Source organism: Pseudomonas sp. GD03944, from assembly GCF_029839275.1.
Taxonomy (GTDB): domain Bacteria; phylum Pseudomonadota; class Gammaproteobacteria; order Pseudomonadales; family Pseudomonadaceae; genus Aquipseudomonas.
This window is the reverse complement of the sequence record NZ_JAOCAH010000003.1, coordinates 286,988-304,306: the sequence shown is the minus strand read 5'-3', so window position 1 is coordinate 304,306 and position 17,319 is coordinate 286,988. Positions and strand designations below refer to the sequence as shown.

Sequence of the window (17,319 nt, the reverse complement as noted above, 5' to 3'; positions counted from 1 at the left end):
CAGGCTGGCCCGTCCGGTTGGACGGGCCAGCCGAACCACCGCCCCACCCCCTCCGCTGTCACGCCGACCGGCGTTGCGACCGCATGCGACCCAGAGTCGCACCCCGGCGACCAATGGCGCTCCGCCCGTTCCAGTTGCGCTAATCTATCCAGCAGTCGCCACCTGCCATAACTCCAAGGCGATTCCCATCTTCGTCGCTCCACTTTGGAGCAAATCGATTCAGGCTCAGTGGCTTAGAGTGAGTCTCAATTGCCTCCGCAAAGCCCTTGAAACCCTGATTGTGTCGGCTTGTGTCGTTGCAATGGCTACCTGCTTTCTCCATACTTGCCGCCGATTTTTGTCCCTAAAAAATCCATTAACCGTGGAACCCCAGCATGAGCACAGCAATCAGTCAGACTGCTTATAACTACAAGGTGGTCCGCCAGTTCGCCGTAATGACGGTGATCTGGGGGGTCATTGGCATGGGTCTAGGCGTGTTCATCGCCGCACAACTCGTGTGGCCGGAACTCAACCTGGGCATGGAATGGACGAGCTTCGGCCGTCTGCGTCCCCTGCACACCAACGCGGTGATCTTCGCCTTTGGCGGTTGCGCCCTGTTCGCCACTTCTTATTACGTGGTCCAGCGCACCAGCCAGACTCGCCTGATCTCCGACGGTCTGGCCGCCTTCACCTTCTGGGGCTGGCAAGCAGTCATCGTCCTGGCTGTGATCACCCTGCCGATGGGCTACACCAGCACCAAGGAATACGCTGAGCTCGAGTGGCCGATCGATATCCTGCTGGGCATCGTGTGGATCACCTACGCGGTCGTGTTCTTCGGCACCATCGTCAAGCGCAAGACCAAGCACATCTATGTCGGCAACTGGTTCTTCGGTGCCTTCATCCTTGTGACCGCCATGCTGCACATCGTCAACAGCGCCGCCGTTCCGGTCAGCCTGTTCAAGTCGTACTCGGCCTATGCCGGTGCAACCGACGCGATGATCCAGTGGTGGTACGGCCACAACGCCGTAGGTTTCTTCCTGACCACCGGCTTCCTGGGGATGATGTACTACTTCGTGCCGAAGCAGGCCGAGCGTCCGATCTACTCCTACCGCCTGTCCATCGTGCACTTCTGGGCACTGATCACCCTGTACATCTGGGCCGGTCCGCACCACCTGCACTACACCGCTCTGCCGGATTGGGCTCAGTCCCTGGGCATGGCCATGTCCATCATCCTGCTGGCTCCGAGCTGGGGCGGCATGATCAACGGCATGATGAGCCTGTCCGGCGCCTGGCATAAGCTGCGCACCGACCCGATCCTGCGCTTCCTGGTGGTATCGCTGGCGTTCTACGGCATGTCGACCTTCGAAGGCCCGATGATGGCCATCAAGACCGTCAACGCCCTGTCCCACTACACCGACTGGACCATCGGCCACGTACACGCTGGTGCACTCGGCTGGGTAGCGATGATCTCCATCGGCTCGCTTTATCACCTGATCCCGAAGGTCTATGGTCGCGAGCAGATGCACAGCATCGCCCTGATCAACACTCACTTCTGGCTGGCGACCATCGGCACCGTGCTGTACATCGCGTCCATGTGGGTCAACGGCATCACCCAGGGCCTGATGTGGCGTGCAGTCAACGAAGACGGCACCCTCACCTATTCCTTCGTCGAAGCGCTGGAAGCCAGCCACGCCGGTTTCGTGGTTCGCATGATCGGTGGCGCGTTCTTCGTCACTGGCATGCTGTTGATGGCTTACAACACCTACCGCACCGTGCGTGCCGCCAAGCCGGCTGAATACGCTGCGGCTGCGCAGATTCCCGCCGGAGTAGCTCACTGATGAAACACGAAATCGTCGAGAAGAATATCGGCCTGATGGCGCTGCTGATGGTGATCGCCGTCAGCGTCGGCGGCCTGACCCAGATCGTCCCGCTGTTCTTCCAGGACGTCACCAATGAGCCGGTGGAGGGCCTGCGCCCTTACACCGCCCTGGAGCTGGAAGGCCGTGACGTCTACATCGCCAACGGCTGTGTGGGTTGCCACTCCCAGATGATCCGTCCGTTCCGCGCCGAGACCGAGCGCTACGGCCATTACTCCGTTGCCGGCGAAAGCGTCTGGGACCACCCGTTCCTGTGGGGCTCCAAGCGTACCGGTCCAGACCTGGCCCGCGTTGGCGGCCGCTACTCGGACGAATGGCAGCGTGCTCACCTGTACAACCCGCGCAACGTGGTACCGGAGTCGAAGATGCCGGCCTACCCGTGGCTGGTCGAGCACAAGCTCGATGGCAAGGACACCGCCAAGAAAATGGAAGTCATGCGTGGCTTCGGCATCCCCTACACCGACGAAGACATCGCCGGCGCGCGGGACGCTGTGAAGGGCAAGACCGAAATGGACGCCATCGTCGCGTACCTGCAGGTTCTCGGCACCTCCATCAAGAACAAACGGTAACGCACGATGCTTTCTTTCCTCACGGACATCGGGACCATTCGCGGTATAGGCACGGCAGTCGTGTTCATCGCCTTCATCGGCGTCGTGCTCTATGCCTACAGCAGCAAGCGCAAGTCCAGCTTCGACGAAGCCGCGAACCTGCCCTTCGCTGACGAGCCGCCGAAGCCCAAGACCGACGAAGAACAGAAAACCAACACGCGTGACGAGCAATCTTCCAGGAGCAATAACCAATGACCACGTTCTGGAGTTGGTACGTAACAATCCTTTCATTAGGCACCATCTTCGCCCTCACCTGGCTGATCTTCAGCACCCGCAAGGGCCAGCGCCAGGAAACCACCGATCAGACCGTCGGCCATGAGTTCGACGGCATCGAGGAGTACGACAACCCGCTGCCGAAGTGGTGGTTCATGCTGTTCGTCGGCACCATCATCTTCGCCCTCGGCTACCTGGCCCTGTACCCGGGCCTAGGTAACTGGAAAGGCCTGCTGCCGGGCTACGACTACCTGGACAACGAAGCCAAGACCCCCTTCGCCACCAACGTTCAGATCGCCAACGGCGAGTTCCGCAACAGCGGCTGGACCGGCGTGCACGAGTGGGAAAAGGAAATGGCCAAGGCTGACGCCCAGTACGGCCCGATCTTCGCCAAGTACGCGGCCATGCCGATCGAAGAAGTGGCCAAGGACGAGCAAGCCCTGAAAATGGGTGGCCGCCTGTTCGCGTCCAACTGCTCCGTCTGCCACGGTTCCGACGCCAAGGGCGCCTACGGCTTCCCGAACCTGACCGACACCGAATGGCGCTGGGGCGGCGACGCCGAAACCATCAAGACCACCATCCTGCATGGCCGTCAGGGCATGATGCCTGCTCAGGGCCCGGCGATCGGTGAAGATGGCGTGCGCAACGTAGCCGCTTACGTGCTGACCGAACTGGCTGGCCGCAAGCTGCCGGAAGGCGTCGAAGCCGACGTGGAAGCTGGCGGCAAGGTGTTCGCCACCGTCTGCTCGGCCTGCCACACCGCACAAGGTACCGGCATGACCGCCATGGGCGCACCGAACCTGACCAACCCAAGCGCATTTATCTACGGCAGCAGCTACGCTCAACTGCAGCAGACCATTCGCTATGGCCGTCACGGCAACATGCCTGCCCAGGAAGCCTTCCTCGGCAACGACAAGGTGCACCTGCTGGCCGCTTACGTGTACAGCCTGTCGCAAAAGCCGGAAAGCAAGTAATTCCTGATTGCATTCTGGCGCGACTTCGCGTCGCACCCGGTACCCGTCTCGCAGGCGTACCATAGCGTAATAGTGAAATTGACCCCGGTTGGCACGTATCGGCCGGGGCAGCCAACCAAAACCGCTGTGGTACGACCTGATGAGCTCACAGATACCAGTCAAAGACGTCACCCCTGCCTCGGCCAAAGGCGACACCGTCGACCTCTACGCCAACCGTGAAAAAATCTACACCCGTGCCTTTACCGGGATCTTCCGCAACCTGCGGATGGTCGGCGGTGGCGCCCTCTTCCTCCTCTACTTCGGCACCGTCTGGCTCAACTGGAACGGTCACCAGGCTGTCTGGTGGAACCTGCCGGAGCGCAAATTCCATATCTTCGGCGCCACCTACTGGCCCCAGGATTTCGTACTCCTCTCCGCCCTGCTGATCATCGCCGCCTTCGGCCTGTTCTTCATCACCGTGTTCGCCGGCCGCGTCTGGTGCGGCTACACCTGCCCGCAGAGCGTGTTCACCTGGGTGTTCATGTGGGCGGAGAAGGTCACCGAAGGTGACCGCAACCAGCGCATGAAGCTCGACAAGACGCCGATGAGCGCGCAGAAATTCCTGCGCAAGCTGGCCAAGCACAGCATCTGGGTCGCCGTATCCCTGGCCACGGCGCTGACGTTCGTGGGCTACTTCTCGCCGATCCGCGAGCTGATCCCCGAGCTGCTGACCCTGGAAGCCAGCGGCTGGGCGGTGTTCTGGGTCGGCTTCTTCACCCTTGCCACCTACGGCAACGCCGGCTGGCTGCGCGAGCAGGTGTGCATCTACATGTGCCCCTACGCGCGCTTCCAGAGCGTGATGTTCGACCAGGACACCCTGATCGTCTCCTACGACCCGCGCCGTGGCGAACAGCGCGGTCCGCGCAAGAAAGGCGCCGACTACAAGGCCCTGGGCCTCGGCGACTGCATCGACTGCAAGATGTGCGTGCAGGTCTGCCCCACCGGCATCGACATCCGTGACGGCCTGCAGGTCGAGTGCATCGGCTGCGCGGCGTGCATCGACGCCTGCGACGACATCATGGACAAGATGAACTACCCGAAAGGGCTCATCAGCTACACAACCGAACACAATCTATCCGGGCAGAAGACTCACCTGATGCGCCCGCGCCTGATAGGCTACGCCGTCGCGCTGCTGGCCATGATGGCGGTGTTCGCCTGGGCCGTTGCCAACCGCCCGCTGGTCGAGCTGGACGTACTCAAGGACCGTGTGCTGTTCCGTGAAAACGAAGAAGGCCGGATCGAGAACGTCTACACCCTCAAAGTCATGAACAAGTCTCAGCAGGACATGACCTTCGTGATCAAGGCCGACGGCCTCGACGGCCTGATCTACGAAGGCCGCAGCGAAGTCCGTGCCCAGGCGGGCGAGGTCCTGTCGCTGCCGATCGAGCTGTCCATCGCACCGGAGAAATTGCCCTCCAGTGCCAATGAAATCATGTTCCATATTCAGTCCGCTGACGATGAGAGCATCAACAACACCGCTGCGAGCCGCTTCATCGGCCCCAGCGTTCGCTGACCCAAAGGTAGTACGCACGCATGTCTGAAGAAGCACCGATCAAACCCTGGTACAAACAGTTCTGGCCGTGGTTCATTCTGTTCCTGCTCGGCTATTCGGTTGTACAGGGTCTGACCTTGCTGACCATCGCCACGAAGAACCCGCCGGGCCTGATTTCCGATGACTACTACGACGTCGGCAAGGGCATCAACCAGTCCCTGGAGCGCGAGAACTTCGCCAAGCGCCTGCAGCTGCGCGCCGACCTGGACCTGGACAACGAAGCCGGCACCGCCGAACTGCGCCTGACCGGCAACAGCGGCCCGTCCCAGCTGGTGCTAAACCTGATCTCCCCGACTCAGCCGGAGCGCGACCGCCGCGTGGTGCTGCAGCCCCAGGGCGAAGGCGTCTACACCGGGCACCTGCAGGATGCCGTACAAGGCCGCCGCTTCGTCGAACTGATCGGCCGCGAGGGCGACAACGACTGGCGCCTGTTCGAGGAAGAAACCCTGGAAGCCGGCAAGACCGTCCGCCTCGGCGACGAGTAACCCTGCCGACCGTCGATGACCAATCCCCTCCCCTGCTACCACTGTGGCCTGCCGGTTCCCGCCGGCAGTCATTTTCATGCCCAGGTCCTGGGCGAAGAACACGCCATGTGCTGCCCGGGCTGCCAGGCGGTGGCCGAAGCCATCGTCGCCGGCGGGCTCGAGCACTATTACCGGCACCGCAGTGAAACCGCCGCCAACCCCCAGGACCTGCCGCAGATCCTGCCGGACGAACTGGCGCTGTACGACCGCAGCGACGTGCAGCAGCCCTTCGTCCAGCAACAGGGTGAGCTGAGCGAGACCTGCCTGCTGATCGAGGGGATCAGTTGCGCCGCCTGTGGCTGGCTGATCGAGAAACACCTGCGCGGGCTGCCGGGGATCGCCGAGGCCTACCTCAACCTGTCCAACCACCGCCTGCAGGTGCGCTGGGCCGACAGCCAGCTGCCGCTGAGCAGCCTGCTCGCCGAGTTGCGCAAGATCGGCTACGCCGGCCATCCCTGGCAGGCCGATGCCGCCGCCGAGCGCCTGACCCAGGAAAACCGCCGCGCCATGCGCGAACTGGGGGTCGCCGGGCTGCTGTGGATCCAGATCATGATGGCGACGATGGCCACCTGGCCGGAGTTCAACATCGACCTCACCCCGGAACTGGACATGATCATGCGCTGGGTCAGCCTGTTCCTGACCACGCCGATCGTCTTCTACTGCTGCCGCCAGTTCTTCCGCGGCGCCATGCGCGACCTGCGCACCCGCCACCTGACCATGGACGTCTCGGTGTCCCTGGCCATCGGCGGCGCCTACCTGGCCGGCATCTGGTCCACGGTGACCGGCCACGGCGAGTTGTATTTCGACGCCGTGGGCATGTTCGCCCTGTTCCTGCTGGCCGGTCGCTACCTGGAACGCCGGGCCCGGGAACGTACCGCCGCGGCCACCGCCCAGCTGGTCAACCTGCTGCCGGCCTCCTGCCTGCGCTTGGATGCCGACGGCCAGACCCAGCGCATCCTGCTCAGCGAACTGCGTGAAGGCGAGCAGATCCTAGTGCCGCCGGGCGCCCTGCTGCCGGCGGACGGCCGCATTCTCAGCGGCCAGTCCAGCGTCGATGAGTCGCTGCTCACCGGCGAGTACCTGCCGCAACCGCGCAGCGTGGGTGACGCCGTCACCGCCGGCACCCTGAACGTCGAAGGTCCGCTCACCGTGCAGGTCGAGGCCCTGGGCGATGCCACCCGGCTGTCGGCCATCGTCCGCCTGCTGGAACGCGCCCAGAGCGACAAGCCGCGCTTGGCGGAAATCGCCGACAAGGTGTCCCAGTGGTTCCTGCTGTTCGTGCTGCTGGCTGCGGCCGCCGTCGGCCTGGCCTGGCTGCAGATCGACCCGGCGCGGGCCTTCTGGGTGGTGCTCGCCCTGCTGGTCGCCACTTGCCCCTGCGCCCTGGCCCTGGCCACGCCCACGGCCCTCACCGCGGCCACCGGCAGCCTGCACAAACTGGGCATGCTGCTGACCCGTGGCCACGTCATGGAAGGCCTGAACCAGATCGACACGGTGATCTTCGACAAGACCGGCACCCTGACTGAAGGGCGGTTGACCCTCAGCGCCATCCACCCGCTCGGCGCCCTCGACAGCGACACCTGCCTGGCCCTGGCCGCGGCCCTGGAAAACCGCTCCGAGCACCCCATCGCCCGCGCCTTCGGCCGTGCCGCCCAGGCCGCCGAGCAGGTCGACAGCATTCCCGGCCAGGGCCTGCATGGCTCGGTCGACGGCCGTGTGCTGCGCATCGGCCAGGCCGGCTTCGTCAGCGAACTGAGCGGGCAGCCGGCACCATCGATTCCCGGCGAGCAGGGGCAATGGCTGCTGCTGGGTGATGAACAAGGACCGCTGGCCTGGTTCGTCCTCGACGACCGCCTGCGTGAAGACGCGCCGGCCCTGGTCGCCGAATGCCGCGCCCGGGGCTGGCAGGTGCTGCTGCTGTCCGGCGACAGCTCGCCGATGGTCGGTGAGGTGGCCCGCCAGCTGGGTATCGAGCAGGCCCAGGGCGGCATGACCCCGGACGCCAAGCTGGCAACCCTGAAAACCCTGCATGAACAGGGCCGCCGCGTGCTGATGCTGGGCGACGGCGTCAACGACGTGCCGGTGCTCGCCGCCGCCGACATCAGCGTGGCCATGGGCAGCGCCACCGACCTGGCCAAGACCAGTGCCGACGCGGTGCTACTGTCCAACCGCCTGGACAGCCTGATCCAGGCCTTCACGCTGGCCCGCCGCACCCGCCGGATCATTATCGAGAACCTGACCTGGGCCAGCCTGTACAATGGCCTGGTGCTGCCCTTCGCTGCCCTGGGCCTGATCACGCCGATCTGGGCCGCGCTGGGCATGTCCGTGAGTTCGCTGCTGGTGGTGCTCAACGCCCTGCGCCTGACCCGCACCTAGGGTGGATCACGCGTCCTGTCTCCACCGCCAGTGCCGGTGGAGGCAGAAGCGATCCGCCCCATTTCGGAGATCCCATGACCGCCCTCTACATCCTGATCCCCGTCGCCATCGGTCTGGTGGCCTTCGCCATCTGGCTGTTCTTCTGGGCGGTCGACAGCGGTCAGTACGACGACCTCGACGGCCCCGCCCACAGCATCCTGCTCGACGACGAGGACCCGCTGCACAAGGCCGGCGTCGAACAGGCCAAAGCCCCCGAAGAGCCCGAGGACACGCCGCGTGGCTGAACTGCTGCCGCTGCTGGTCTCGGCGCTGATCCTCGGCCTGCTCGGTGGCGGCCACTGCCTGGGCATGTGCGGCGGCCTGATGGGCGCCCTGACCCTGGCCATCCCGCCGGAACGCCGTGGCCAACGCCTGCGCCTGCTGCTGGCCTACAACCTGGGCCGTATCCTCAGCTACACCCTGGCCGGCCTGCTGATCGGCCTGGCCGGCTGGGCCGTCGCCAACAGCCCGGCGGCCAACGCCATGCGGGTGGTCGCGGCGCTGCTGCTGATCACCATGGGCCTGTACCTGGCCGGCTGGTGGAGCGGCCTGACCCGCATCGAAGCCCTGGGCCGCGGCCTGTGGCGCTACATCCAGCCGTTGACCCGGCGTTTCATGCCGGTCACCAGCATCCCCCGGGCCTTGGTGCTCGGGGGCCTGTGGGGCTGGCTGCCGTGCGGCCTGGTCTACAGCACCCTGCTGTGGGCCGCCAGCCAGGGCAACGCCGCGGACAGTGCCGCGCTGATGTTCGCCTTCGGCCTCGGCACCCTGCCGGTGCTGATCGCCACCGGCCTGGCCGCCGAACGCCTGACCGCCCTGCTGCGCAAGCGCAGCGTGCGCATAGCCGGCGGCGTGCTGGTGATCCTGTTCGGCATCTGGACCCTGCCCGGGCCGCACCAACACTGGCTGATGGGCCACTGAGCAAGCCCCGCGCCGTGTTGACCCAGGTCAAGACTGTGCCGGGCATGGCTCCCTAGACTGGCGGCATTGCCTTTCGTGGGACACCTCCAATGCTCGACGCCATCCACTGGGACACCGACCTGATCCGTCGCTACGACCAGGCCGGCCCACGCTACACCTCCTACCCCACCGCCATGCAGTTCCATGGCGACATCGGCCCCTTCGACCTGCTGCATGCCCTGCGCGACAGCCGCAAGGCCCTGCGCCCGCTCTCGCTGTACCTGCACGTACCGTTCTGCGCGAACATCTGCTACTACTGCGCCTGCAACAAGGTCATCACCAAGGACCGGGGCCGCGCCCAGACCTACCTGCGCGAACTGCAGCACGAGATCGAAGTGGTCACCCGCCACCTCGACAACCGCCAGGTGGTCGAGCAGCTGCACATCGGCGGCGGCACCCCGACCTTCCTCAGCCACGACGAGCTGCGCCAGTTGATGGGGCACCTGCGCGAGCATTTCCACCTGCTGGATGACGACTCCGGCGACTACAGCATCGAGATCGACCCGCGGGAGGCCGACTGGTCGACCATGGGCCTGCTGCGCGAACTGGGTTTCAACCGAGTCAGCCTCGGTGTCCAGGACCTGGATCCGGCCGTGCAGCGCGCGGTGAACCGCCTGCAGAGCCTGGAGGAAACCCGCGCCATCGTCGAAGCCGCGCGCACCCTGCAATACCGCTCGGTAAACATCGACCTGATCTACGGCCTGCCGCTGCAAACCCCGGAAAGCTTCGCCAGGACCGTGGACGAGATCATCGCCCTGCAACCGGATCGCCTGTCACTGTTCAACTACGCCCACCTGCCCGAGCGCTTCATGCCCCAGCGGCGCATCAACAGCCAGGACCTGCCCAGCGCCGCCGACAAGCTGGCGATGCTCCAGGGCAGCATCGCTCAGCTCGGCAAGGCGGGTTACCGCTACATCGGCATGGACCACTTCGCCCTGCCGGACGACGAGCTGGCCAGCGCCCAGGAAGACGGCAGCCTGCAGCGAAACTTCCAGGGCTATACCACCCACGGCCATTGCGACCTGATCGGCCTGGGCGTCTCGGCCATCAGCCAGATCGGCGACCTCTACTGCCAGAACAGCAGCGACCTGGGCAATTACCAGCAGCAGTTGGCCAGCGGCCAACTGGCCACCCAGCGCGGGCTGCACTGCAACGAGGACGATCGGGTACGGCGGGCGGTGATCCAGCAACTGATCTGCCACTTCCACCTGGATATCGCCGAGGTCGAGCGGCGCTTCGGGATCGATTTTTCCAGCTATTTCGTGGAGGCCTGGCCGGCCCTGCAGCAGATGGCCAGCGACGGACTGATCAGGCTGGATGACAGGGCTATCGAAGTGTTGCCCGCAGGCCGCCTGCTGGTTCGCTCGGTGTGCATGGTCTTCGACCATTACCTCAACGAACACAGCCGGCAGCGCTTCTCGCGGGTCATCTGAGGCCCGCGCCCTGCTTACATGGCGAGCGACACGGCGGCCTGCATCTGCTCCGAAGACAGGCCCTGCTCGCGCATCGCCTTGATCAGGTTGGCGTTGGCGCTGATCAGCGCGCCGTTGAGGCTCGCCAGCTCGGTTTGGATGGCCTCGGCCTTCAGGCGCCGCTCATCGGCACTCAGGTACTGGTCGGCCATCACCGCTTCCAGCTCGGCCTTCTTGGCCGCGATCTGCGCCTTCAGCTCGCGGATCATCTTGAGGATGTTCTTGATCAGCTCCGGCAGGTCGGCATCGTCGATGTCGCGGTTCTTCTTGTCGCTGGCCGACCGTGCCTGGCCTGCCTCCGACAGGAACACCCGGATCTCCTGACGCATCTTGTCCTTAAGCAGCGGCGTGTCTTCGGCGGACGCGTTCTCTGCGGCTTTTTGCCGCTGCACCGGCGTGCCGATGTTGCCGACCGATGTTGTAGAGTCGATGCGCATGGCGTAGCTCCTGGCTCGCACGTGATCACGTCTCTGAATCGGCTGTGAATGAGCAAACTTGAGCACCGTGTCAGGTTCCGGCCGGCTGGTCGTCAGACGCCCCCTCCTGTACCCTTACGACTCTTGTGTGTTTACTTCAGGAAGAAACGACGATGTCCGAAAGCATCAAGCTGCGTGCCCCCCACCAAGCCCACTGCAAGGATTGCAGCTTGGCCAGCCTGTGCCTGCCGCTGTCGTTGAACCTGGAAGACATGGACGCCCTGGACGAAATCGTCAAACGTGGCCGCCCGCTGAAGAAAGGCGAATTCCTGTTCCGCCAGGGCGACGACTTCAACTCGGTGTTCGCCGTGCGTTCCGGCGCCCTGAAAACCTTCAGCCTGAGCGACATCGGCGACGAGCAGATCACCGGTTTCCACCTGCCCAGCGAACTGGTCGGCCTGTCCGGCATGGACAGCGAGAACTACCCGGTGTCCGCCCAAGCCCTGGAAACCACCTCGGTCTGCGAGATTCCCTTCGAGCGCCTGGACGAACTGTCGGTCCAGCTGCCGCAACTGCGCCGCCAACTGATGCGCATCATGAGCCGTGAAATCCGCGACGATCAGCAGATGATGCTCCTGCTGTCGAAGAAAACCGCCGACGAGCGCATCGCCACATTCCTGGTCAACCTCTCCGCCCGCTTCCGTGCCCGTGGTTTCTCGGCCAACCAGTTCCGCCTGGCCATGTCGCGCAACGAGATCGGCAACTACCTGGGACTCGCCGTCGAGACCGTGTCCCGGGTCTTCACCCGCTTCCAGCAAAACAAACTGCTCGAAGCCGAAGGCAAGGAAGTGCATATTCTCGACCCCATCGAGTTGTGCGCCCTGGCGGGCGGCAGCCTCGACCATTGAGCCGGTAACACGTTACCGGCCCGCTTTACCTTTCTGCCGCAGGTCCTGCCCCATGATTTTCGATGAGTTCAGCATCAAGACCCTGATCCGCCCCGTGATCGACTTCCCCAAGCCCGGCGTCGTGTTTCGTGACATCACGCCGCTGTTCCAGTCGCCCCGTGCCCTGCGCATGGTCGCGGACAGCTTCATCCAGCGCTACGTCGAGGCCGATTTCAGCCACATCGGCGCCATGGATGCCCGGGGCTTCCTGATCGGCTCGATCATCGCCTACGAACTGAACAAGCCGCTGATCCTGTTCCGCAAACAGGGCAAGCTCCCCGCCGACGTACTCTGCGAGCCCTACCAGACCGAATACGGCCAGGCCTACCTGGAAGTGCACACCGACAGCCTGTGCGAAGGCGACAAGATCGTCATGTTCGATGACCTGATCGCCACCGGCGGCACCCTACTGGCAGCCGCGCAACTGGTACGGCGCATGGGCGCAACCGTGCAGGAAGCCGCCGCGATCATCGACCTGCCGGAGCTCGGTGGCTCGCAGAAGCTGCAGGACATCGGTATCCCGACCTTCTGCCTGACCGCTTTCGAACTCACCGAACGCTGATCGACACACCCCGCCTGAACGCCCGCGTCCTGCGGGCGTTCTTGCATCTGCCGCCGGCAAACTAGCCATAAGTTGGCCCATTCCCGTGCCGGCTGGCCGGCAATGACCTCCCGCCCCCTGCGCTCTGCCGCAAAGATGAAGCCTGTTCCTGACAGGTGCCTGCCTGTCGACTGCACTGCCATCCCGAGGCCGCCTCGCCCGGCCCGAGCATCCAGGAGTCGCCCATGACTGCAAAAGCCAATCTGCCCAGCGCCAGCTTTCCCGTACGGCGCATGGATTTCAGCTTCGCCCAGACGGCCAAGTACTGGTTCGCCGACGACCCGTTCATGAGCCATTTCATGAACAACCTGTCGTCGCTGTTTCCCTACGGCGAGAAGTTTTTCGTCGACAGCGTGCGCGCCGTGCGCGACCAGGTCGAGGACCCGCAACTGAAGAAGGACATCAGCGCCTTCATCGGTCAGGAAGCCATGCACTCCAAGGAGCATGCGGCCTACAACGACTATGCCTCCGAACACGGCATCGACCTGGAGCGCCTGGAGCTGCGGATCAAGGTGCTGCTCGAGGGCGTCACCCGCATCACCACGCGCAAGCAGCGCCTGGCCGCCACCTGTGCCCTGGAACACTTCACCGCGACCATGGCCGAGCAGTTGCTGCAGCGCGAAGACCTGACCACCCAGATGAACGAGCCGAAGCTCTATCAGCTGTGGATGTGGCACGCGATCGAAGAGAACGAGCACAAGGCCGTGGCCTATGACGTCTACCAGGCCACCGGCGGCGGCTATTTCACCCGGGTGGTGATGATGGCGATCAGCACGGTGATCTTCTTCGGCGTGATCGGCTGGTTCCAGTTGCACCTGCTGCGCAAGGACCGCCAGCTGTTCAACTGGCGCAGCTGGGGCAAGGGCTTGGGCATGCTGTTCAGCCTGCGCAATGGCTTTCTCACCAAGTTACTGCTGCCCTACCTGGACTACTACCGTCCGGGCTTCCACCCCAACGACCACGACACCCGTCACCTGGAGCAGCGCTGGCGCCAACGCCTGGGCTTCGAGGGGCACTAGGGCCCCGGCTCATTCGCCCTGGTCGAAACGAGGCAGGTCATCCGCCGGTTCGAACCAGGGCACGCGGGAAGCGAACCAGATGTGCTTCTGCGGGGGAAACCACTCGGAATGGTCCAGGGTCACGCTGCTCAGCCCGATCTCGGCATACCCCTGCTCGCGGTACTCCAGGTAGGTACCGCAATCGCGGCAGAAACGCCGCTCGCCGTGCTCGCTGGAGCGAAAGATGCCGACGTCGCCGCTGAGGTAGTGCAACGCCTGGGCCGGCACCATGGCCCAGGGCACGGCCGGGGCCGCGGCGCAGCGCTGGCAGGTGCGGCAATGGCAGTAGCCGGTGTCACCCGGCAAGGCATCCAGGCGGTAGCGCACCTGGCCGCAGGCGCAGCCGCCGAACAACGGCAAGGTCACCATCTCATCGTCCTCCTTCGTCAGGCAGCTTCAGTTGCCCCAGGCTCTGCAGCACACTGGCACCGGTGAACAGCATCAGCACCTGCTCCTCGGCCAGGGCCCGCCATGCGTCGCGCCGCTCCGGCTCGCCGAGGTAGTCCAGTGACAGCTGGAACAGGTTGTGGCTGATCAACCCGGACACCTGGCGCACCACCCCGGCATCGACCTCCTCGGGCAGCAGGCGGAATTCGAGGATGTCCGCCGCCATGTCCTCGGCGAAGGCATCCATGATGCCCCGCAGCGCCTGGCGCATGACCGGCGAGGCGCCGTGCAGCTCACGCACGCCGATCAGAAAGGCCTCGGGGTTGGCGTCGACGAAATCGAAGAATAGCTGAACCGTCTCGTGGCACACCCGGCGGCCCCGGGCCAGGTCGATACCCAGCAGGGTGGGCTGGGCCTCGGCCGCGCCCTGCACCGCCCGGGACGCAGCCTCGCGGCGCAGGTCACGCAGGGGTTGGCGCAACTGGCTGTGGACCTCGCAGATCAGCGCCAGCCCCAGGTCATCCACGCTCTTGAAATGGCGGTAAAAGGTGTTGGGGTTGAGCCCGGCCTCGCGCGCCAGTTCACGCAGTCCCAGGCTGCTGAAGCTGCGGCTGGCGGAGGTCAGGCGCAGGGCGGCGTCCATCAGCAGGCGCTTTCCGGGGGCTTCGGCGGTTTTTTCCTGGGCGGTGCGGTCCCGCCCGACCTGTGCATCCATGGAGGCCCCTACCTAAAAGTTGGTTCGTACCGGCGTGGCTTGCCGACGAGTATACAAGTGTCTACTTTGGTATACGACTGTATACGCCGGCAATAACCATAACAGGAGCTTGGCCATGAACGCACCCGCTGCCCCCCTTCCCCCTGCGGCCCGCCATTGTCGAATCGCCATCATCGGCAGCGGCTTTTCCGGCCTTGGCATGGCCATCCGCCTGAAACAACAGGGTGAGCACGACTTCCTGCTGTTCGAGAAGGAAAGCGGCGTCGGCGGGACCTGGCGGGTCAACGACTACCCCGGCTGCGGCTGCGACGTGCAGTCCCACCTGTATTCGTTTTCCTTCGAGCAGAACCCCGAGTGGACGCGCATGTTCGCCAAGCAGGGCGAGATCAAGGGCTACCTGGAGCACTGCTGGGCCAAGTACCGCCTGCAACCCCACACCCTGCTGGACACCGAGATCGCCCGGCTGGCCTGGGACGAGCAGCAGGAGCGCTGGCAGATCGAAGACCGCGCCGGCAACCAGTACAGCGCGCAGTTCGTGGTGTCCGGCATGGGCGCCCTGTCCACCCCGTCGATCCCGGCGCTGAACGGCCTGGAGAACTTCGGCGGTGAGATGTTCCACTCCCAGCAGTGGAACCACGGCTACGACCTGAACGGCAAGCGTGTGGCAGTGATCGGCACCGGCGCCTCGGCCATCCAGTTCATCCCGCAGATTCAGAAGCAGGTCGCCCAGCTCGACGTCTACCAGCGCACCGCGCCCTGGATCATGCCCAAGCCGGACCGCGCCATCAGCGAGCGCGAGCGTCAACGCTTCAAGCGTTTCCCGCTGCTGCAGAAACTCTGGCGCGGCGCCATCTACGGCATCCTGGAAAGCCGGGTGATCGCCTTCGCCATGCTGCCTCGGCTGATGACCGTCGCGCAGAAGGTCGGCACCTGGTACATCAACAAGCAGATCAAGGACCCCGCCCTGCGCGCCAAGGTCACCCCGGACTACCTGATGGGCTGCAAGCGGGTGCTGATTTCCAACGACTACCTGCCGGCCCTGACCCAGCCCAATGTGTCGCTGATTACCGAGGGTATCCAGGAAATCCGCGGCCTCAGCATCGTGACCGATGATGGCCAGGAGCGGCCCATCGACGCGATCATCTTCGGCACCGGCTTCACCCCGAGCGACCCACTGCCCCGTGGCGTGGTCTTCGGGCGCGACGGCGTCGACCTGCTCGACACCTGGCCCCAGGGACCCGAGGCCTACAAGGGCACCCTTACTGCCGGCTTTCCCAACCTGTTCTTTCTGATGGGCCCCAACACCGGCCTGGGCCACAACTCGATGGTCTACATGATCGAGTCGCAGATCCACTACGTGCTCGGCGCCCTCGACCTGGTCAACCGCCAGGGCCTGCAGAGCCTGGAGGTCAAGCGCACGGTGCAGGACGCCTTCAACGGCAAGGTCCAGCGCAGCCTCGGCAGCACGGTGTGGAACACCGGCGGCTGCAAGAGCTGGTACCTGCACCCGGTCAGCGGACGCAACTGCACGGTCTGGCCCGGCTTCACCTGGCGCTTTCGCCTCTTGACCCGCCACTTCGACCCGGCGGCCTACCACTTCAGCCGGCGTGACGCGGTGCATCCGGCACAAAGCCAGGCAGCGCAAGCTACTCAGGAGGTCAGTGCATGAAATCCTTCGAAAACCAGGTTGCCGCCATCACCGGTGCCGGCTCCGGCATCGGCCGCGCCCTCGCCTGCCTGCTGGCCCGCCAGGGCTGCCACCTGGCGCTGTCCGACGTGAACGAGGACGGCCTGCGGGAAACCGCCCGACTGGCCCGGGCCCTCGGGGTCACCGTCAGCGAAGCCCAGGTCAACGTCGCCGACCGCGACGCGGTGCACGCCTGGGCCGAGCGAGTGGTGGCCGAACATGGCCGGGTCAACGCCATCTTCAACAACGCCGGCGTGGCCCAGGGCGGTACCGTGGAAGGCAACGATTACGCCGACTACGAGTGGATCATGAACATCAACTTCTGGGGCGTCCTGCACGGCACCAAGGCGTTTCTGCCGCATATCCGGGCGGCGGGCAGCGGCCATGTCGTCAACATTTCCAGCGTCTTCGGGCTGTTCTCGCAACCCGGCATGAGCGCCTACAACGCCAGCAAGTTCGCGGTGCGTGGCTTCACCGAGTCGCTGCGCCAGGAGCTGGACATGCAGGGCGGCGAGGTGTCAGCGAGCTGCGTGCACCCCGGCGGCATTCGGACCAACATCGCCAAGACCGCCCGTATGAACGACAGCCTCAGCAGCGTCACCGGCCAGGAGGCCGACCAGGCCCGGCAGCAGTTCAATGACCAGTTGCTGCGCACCAGCCCGGAAAAGGCCGCCCAGGTCATCATTCGGGGTGTACTGGCCAACAAGCGGCGCATTCTCATCGGCTCGGACGCCTATGCCCTGGATGGCATGCAGCGCCTGTGGCCGTCGGTCTACCAGCGCCTGGTCACCACCTCGATGCGCCTGGCCGCACGCTTCGCTCCGAAAACCCCGGCCAAGTCCCAGGCCACCGCCGAACGCTAGCCAAGCCTTTGCCAGGCGTTCGCGCCTGGCCT

Annotated in this window: 18 protein-coding genes; 15 read left to right on the top strand and 3 right to left on the bottom strand. The window is 64.7% G+C overall.

The genetic code is table 11. From position 1 onward, the window contains the following. Positions 1 to 374 precede the first annotated feature (374 nt). The 10 genes from ccoN to hemN all read left to right on the top strand — a co-directional run bounded on the left by ccoN (position 375) and on the right by hemN (position 10,574). Positions 375 to 1,817: a cytochrome-c oxidase, cbb3-type subunit I gene (gene ccoN / locus N5C28_RS07365; protein ID WP_279821337.1), complete on the top strand. Its 1,443-nt coding sequence runs from the start codon at positions 375 to 377 to the stop codon at positions 1,815 to 1,817. Then, complete coding sequence (gene ccoO / locus N5C28_RS07360) at positions 1,817 to 2,425, top strand: cytochrome-c oxidase, cbb3-type subunit II (RefSeq protein ID WP_279821336.1); 609 nt, start codon at positions 1,817 to 1,819, stop codon at positions 2,423 to 2,425. The genes ccoN and ccoO overlap by 1 nt, the downstream gene beginning before the upstream one ends. Before the next feature lie 6 nt (positions 2,426 to 2,431). After that, positions 2,432 to 2,659 (top strand): cbb3-type cytochrome c oxidase subunit 3, encoded by a 228-nt coding sequence (locus N5C28_RS07355; RefSeq protein ID WP_279821335.1) that lies wholly within the window; start codon positions 2,432 to 2,434, stop codon positions 2,657 to 2,659. Then, positions 2,656 to 3,651, top strand: coding sequence for a cytochrome-c oxidase, cbb3-type subunit III (gene ccoP / locus N5C28_RS07350; RefSeq protein WP_279821334.1), 996 nt, complete (start codon positions 2,656 to 2,658; stop codon positions 3,649 to 3,651). The genes N5C28_RS07355 and ccoP overlap by 4 nt, the downstream gene beginning before the upstream one ends. Before the next feature lie 139 nt (positions 3,652 to 3,790). Continuing rightward, positions 3,791 to 5,203: a cytochrome c oxidase accessory protein CcoG gene (gene ccoG / locus N5C28_RS07345; protein ID WP_279821333.1), complete on the top strand. Its 1,413-nt coding sequence runs from the start codon at positions 3,791 to 3,793 to the stop codon at positions 5,201 to 5,203. A gap of 20 nt (positions 5,204 to 5,223) precedes the next feature. Beyond that, on the top strand, positions 5,224 to 5,727 hold the full coding sequence (locus N5C28_RS07340) for a FixH family protein (RefSeq protein ID WP_279821332.1): 504 nt from the start codon (positions 5,224 to 5,226) through the stop codon (positions 5,725 to 5,727). Positions 5,728 to 5,742: 15 nt separating this feature from the next. Next, the gene (locus N5C28_RS07335) at positions 5,743 to 8,142 is read left to right on the top strand and encodes a heavy metal translocating P-type ATPase (protein WP_279821331.1); all 2,400 of its coding nucleotides are present in this window, start codon (positions 5,743 to 5,745) and stop codon (positions 8,140 to 8,142) included. A gap of 74 nt (positions 8,143 to 8,216) precedes the next feature. Further along, on the top strand, positions 8,217 to 8,426 hold the full coding sequence (gene ccoS, locus N5C28_RS07330; protein ID WP_279821330.1) for a cbb3-type cytochrome oxidase assembly protein CcoS: 210 nt from the start codon (positions 8,217 to 8,219) through the stop codon (positions 8,424 to 8,426). After that, positions 8,419 to 9,102 (top strand): sulfite exporter TauE/SafE family protein, encoded by a 684-nt coding sequence (locus tag N5C28_RS07325; RefSeq protein ID WP_279821329.1) that lies wholly within the window; start codon positions 8,419 to 8,421, stop codon positions 9,100 to 9,102. Before ccoS ends, N5C28_RS07325 begins: the two co-directional genes overlap by 8 nt. A gap of 89 nt (positions 9,103 to 9,191) precedes the next feature. Further along, positions 9,192 to 10,574, top strand: a complete 1,383-nt coding sequence (hemN, locus tag N5C28_RS07320; RefSeq protein ID WP_279821328.1) for an oxygen-independent coproporphyrinogen III oxidase — start codon at positions 9,192 to 9,194, stop codon at positions 10,572 to 10,574. A 14-nt stretch (positions 10,575 to 10,588) separates the two neighbouring features. On the opposite strand, the gene N5C28_RS07315 is transcribed toward hemN, so the two are convergent. Then, entirely contained in the window at positions 10,589 to 11,050 is a 462-nt protein-coding gene (locus N5C28_RS07315; protein ID WP_279821327.1) for a hypothetical protein, read from the bottom strand. Positions 11,051 to 11,202: 152 nt separating this feature from the next. Between N5C28_RS07315 and fnr the strand changes: the two genes are divergently transcribed. The 3 genes from fnr (at position 11,203) to N5C28_RS07300 (ending at position 13,596) form a co-directional block, all read left to right on the top strand. Beyond that, entirely contained in the window at positions 11,203 to 11,937 is a 735-nt protein-coding gene (fnr, locus tag N5C28_RS07310) for a fumarate/nitrate reduction transcriptional regulator Fnr (protein ID WP_279821326.1), read from the top strand. 52 nt (positions 11,938 to 11,989) lie between these two features. After that, entirely contained in the window at positions 11,990 to 12,538 is a 549-nt protein-coding gene (locus N5C28_RS07305) for an adenine phosphoribosyltransferase (RefSeq protein ID WP_279821325.1), read from the top strand. A 224-nt stretch (positions 12,539 to 12,762) separates the two neighbouring features. After that, a complete protein-coding gene (locus N5C28_RS07300) occupies positions 12,763 to 13,596 on the top strand; it encodes a metal-dependent hydrolase (RefSeq protein WP_279821324.1) in 834 nt (277 codons plus the stop codon). A 9-nt stretch (positions 13,597 to 13,605) separates the two neighbouring features. Here N5C28_RS07300 and N5C28_RS07295 read toward each other — a convergent pair whose 3' ends face one another. Together N5C28_RS07295 and N5C28_RS07290 are read right to left on the bottom strand one after the other, a co-directional pair. After that, a complete protein-coding gene (locus N5C28_RS07295) occupies positions 13,606 to 14,004 on the bottom strand; it encodes a GFA family protein (protein ID WP_279821323.1) in 399 nt (132 codons plus the stop codon). Between the two features lies 1 nt (position 14,005). Then, positions 14,006 to 14,737: a TetR family transcriptional regulator gene (locus tag N5C28_RS07290; protein WP_279821322.1), complete on the bottom strand. Its 732-nt coding sequence runs from the start codon at positions 14,735 to 14,737 to the stop codon at positions 14,006 to 14,008. A 115-nt stretch (positions 14,738 to 14,852) separates the two neighbouring features. On the opposite strand from N5C28_RS07290, the gene N5C28_RS07285 reads away from it, so the two are divergent. Together N5C28_RS07285 and N5C28_RS07280 are read left to right on the top strand one after the other, a co-directional pair. Next, the gene (locus tag N5C28_RS07285) at positions 14,853 to 16,406 is read left to right on the top strand and encodes an NAD(P)/FAD-dependent oxidoreductase (RefSeq protein ID WP_279821321.1); all 1,554 of its coding nucleotides are present in this window, start codon (positions 14,853 to 14,855) and stop codon (positions 16,404 to 16,406) included. Further along, positions 16,403 to 17,287, top strand: a complete 885-nt coding sequence (locus tag N5C28_RS07280) for an SDR family NAD(P)-dependent oxidoreductase (RefSeq protein WP_279821320.1) — start codon at positions 16,403 to 16,405, stop codon at positions 17,285 to 17,287. Before N5C28_RS07285 ends, N5C28_RS07280 begins: the two co-directional genes overlap by 4 nt. Positions 17,288 to 17,319: the final 32 nt, after the last annotated feature.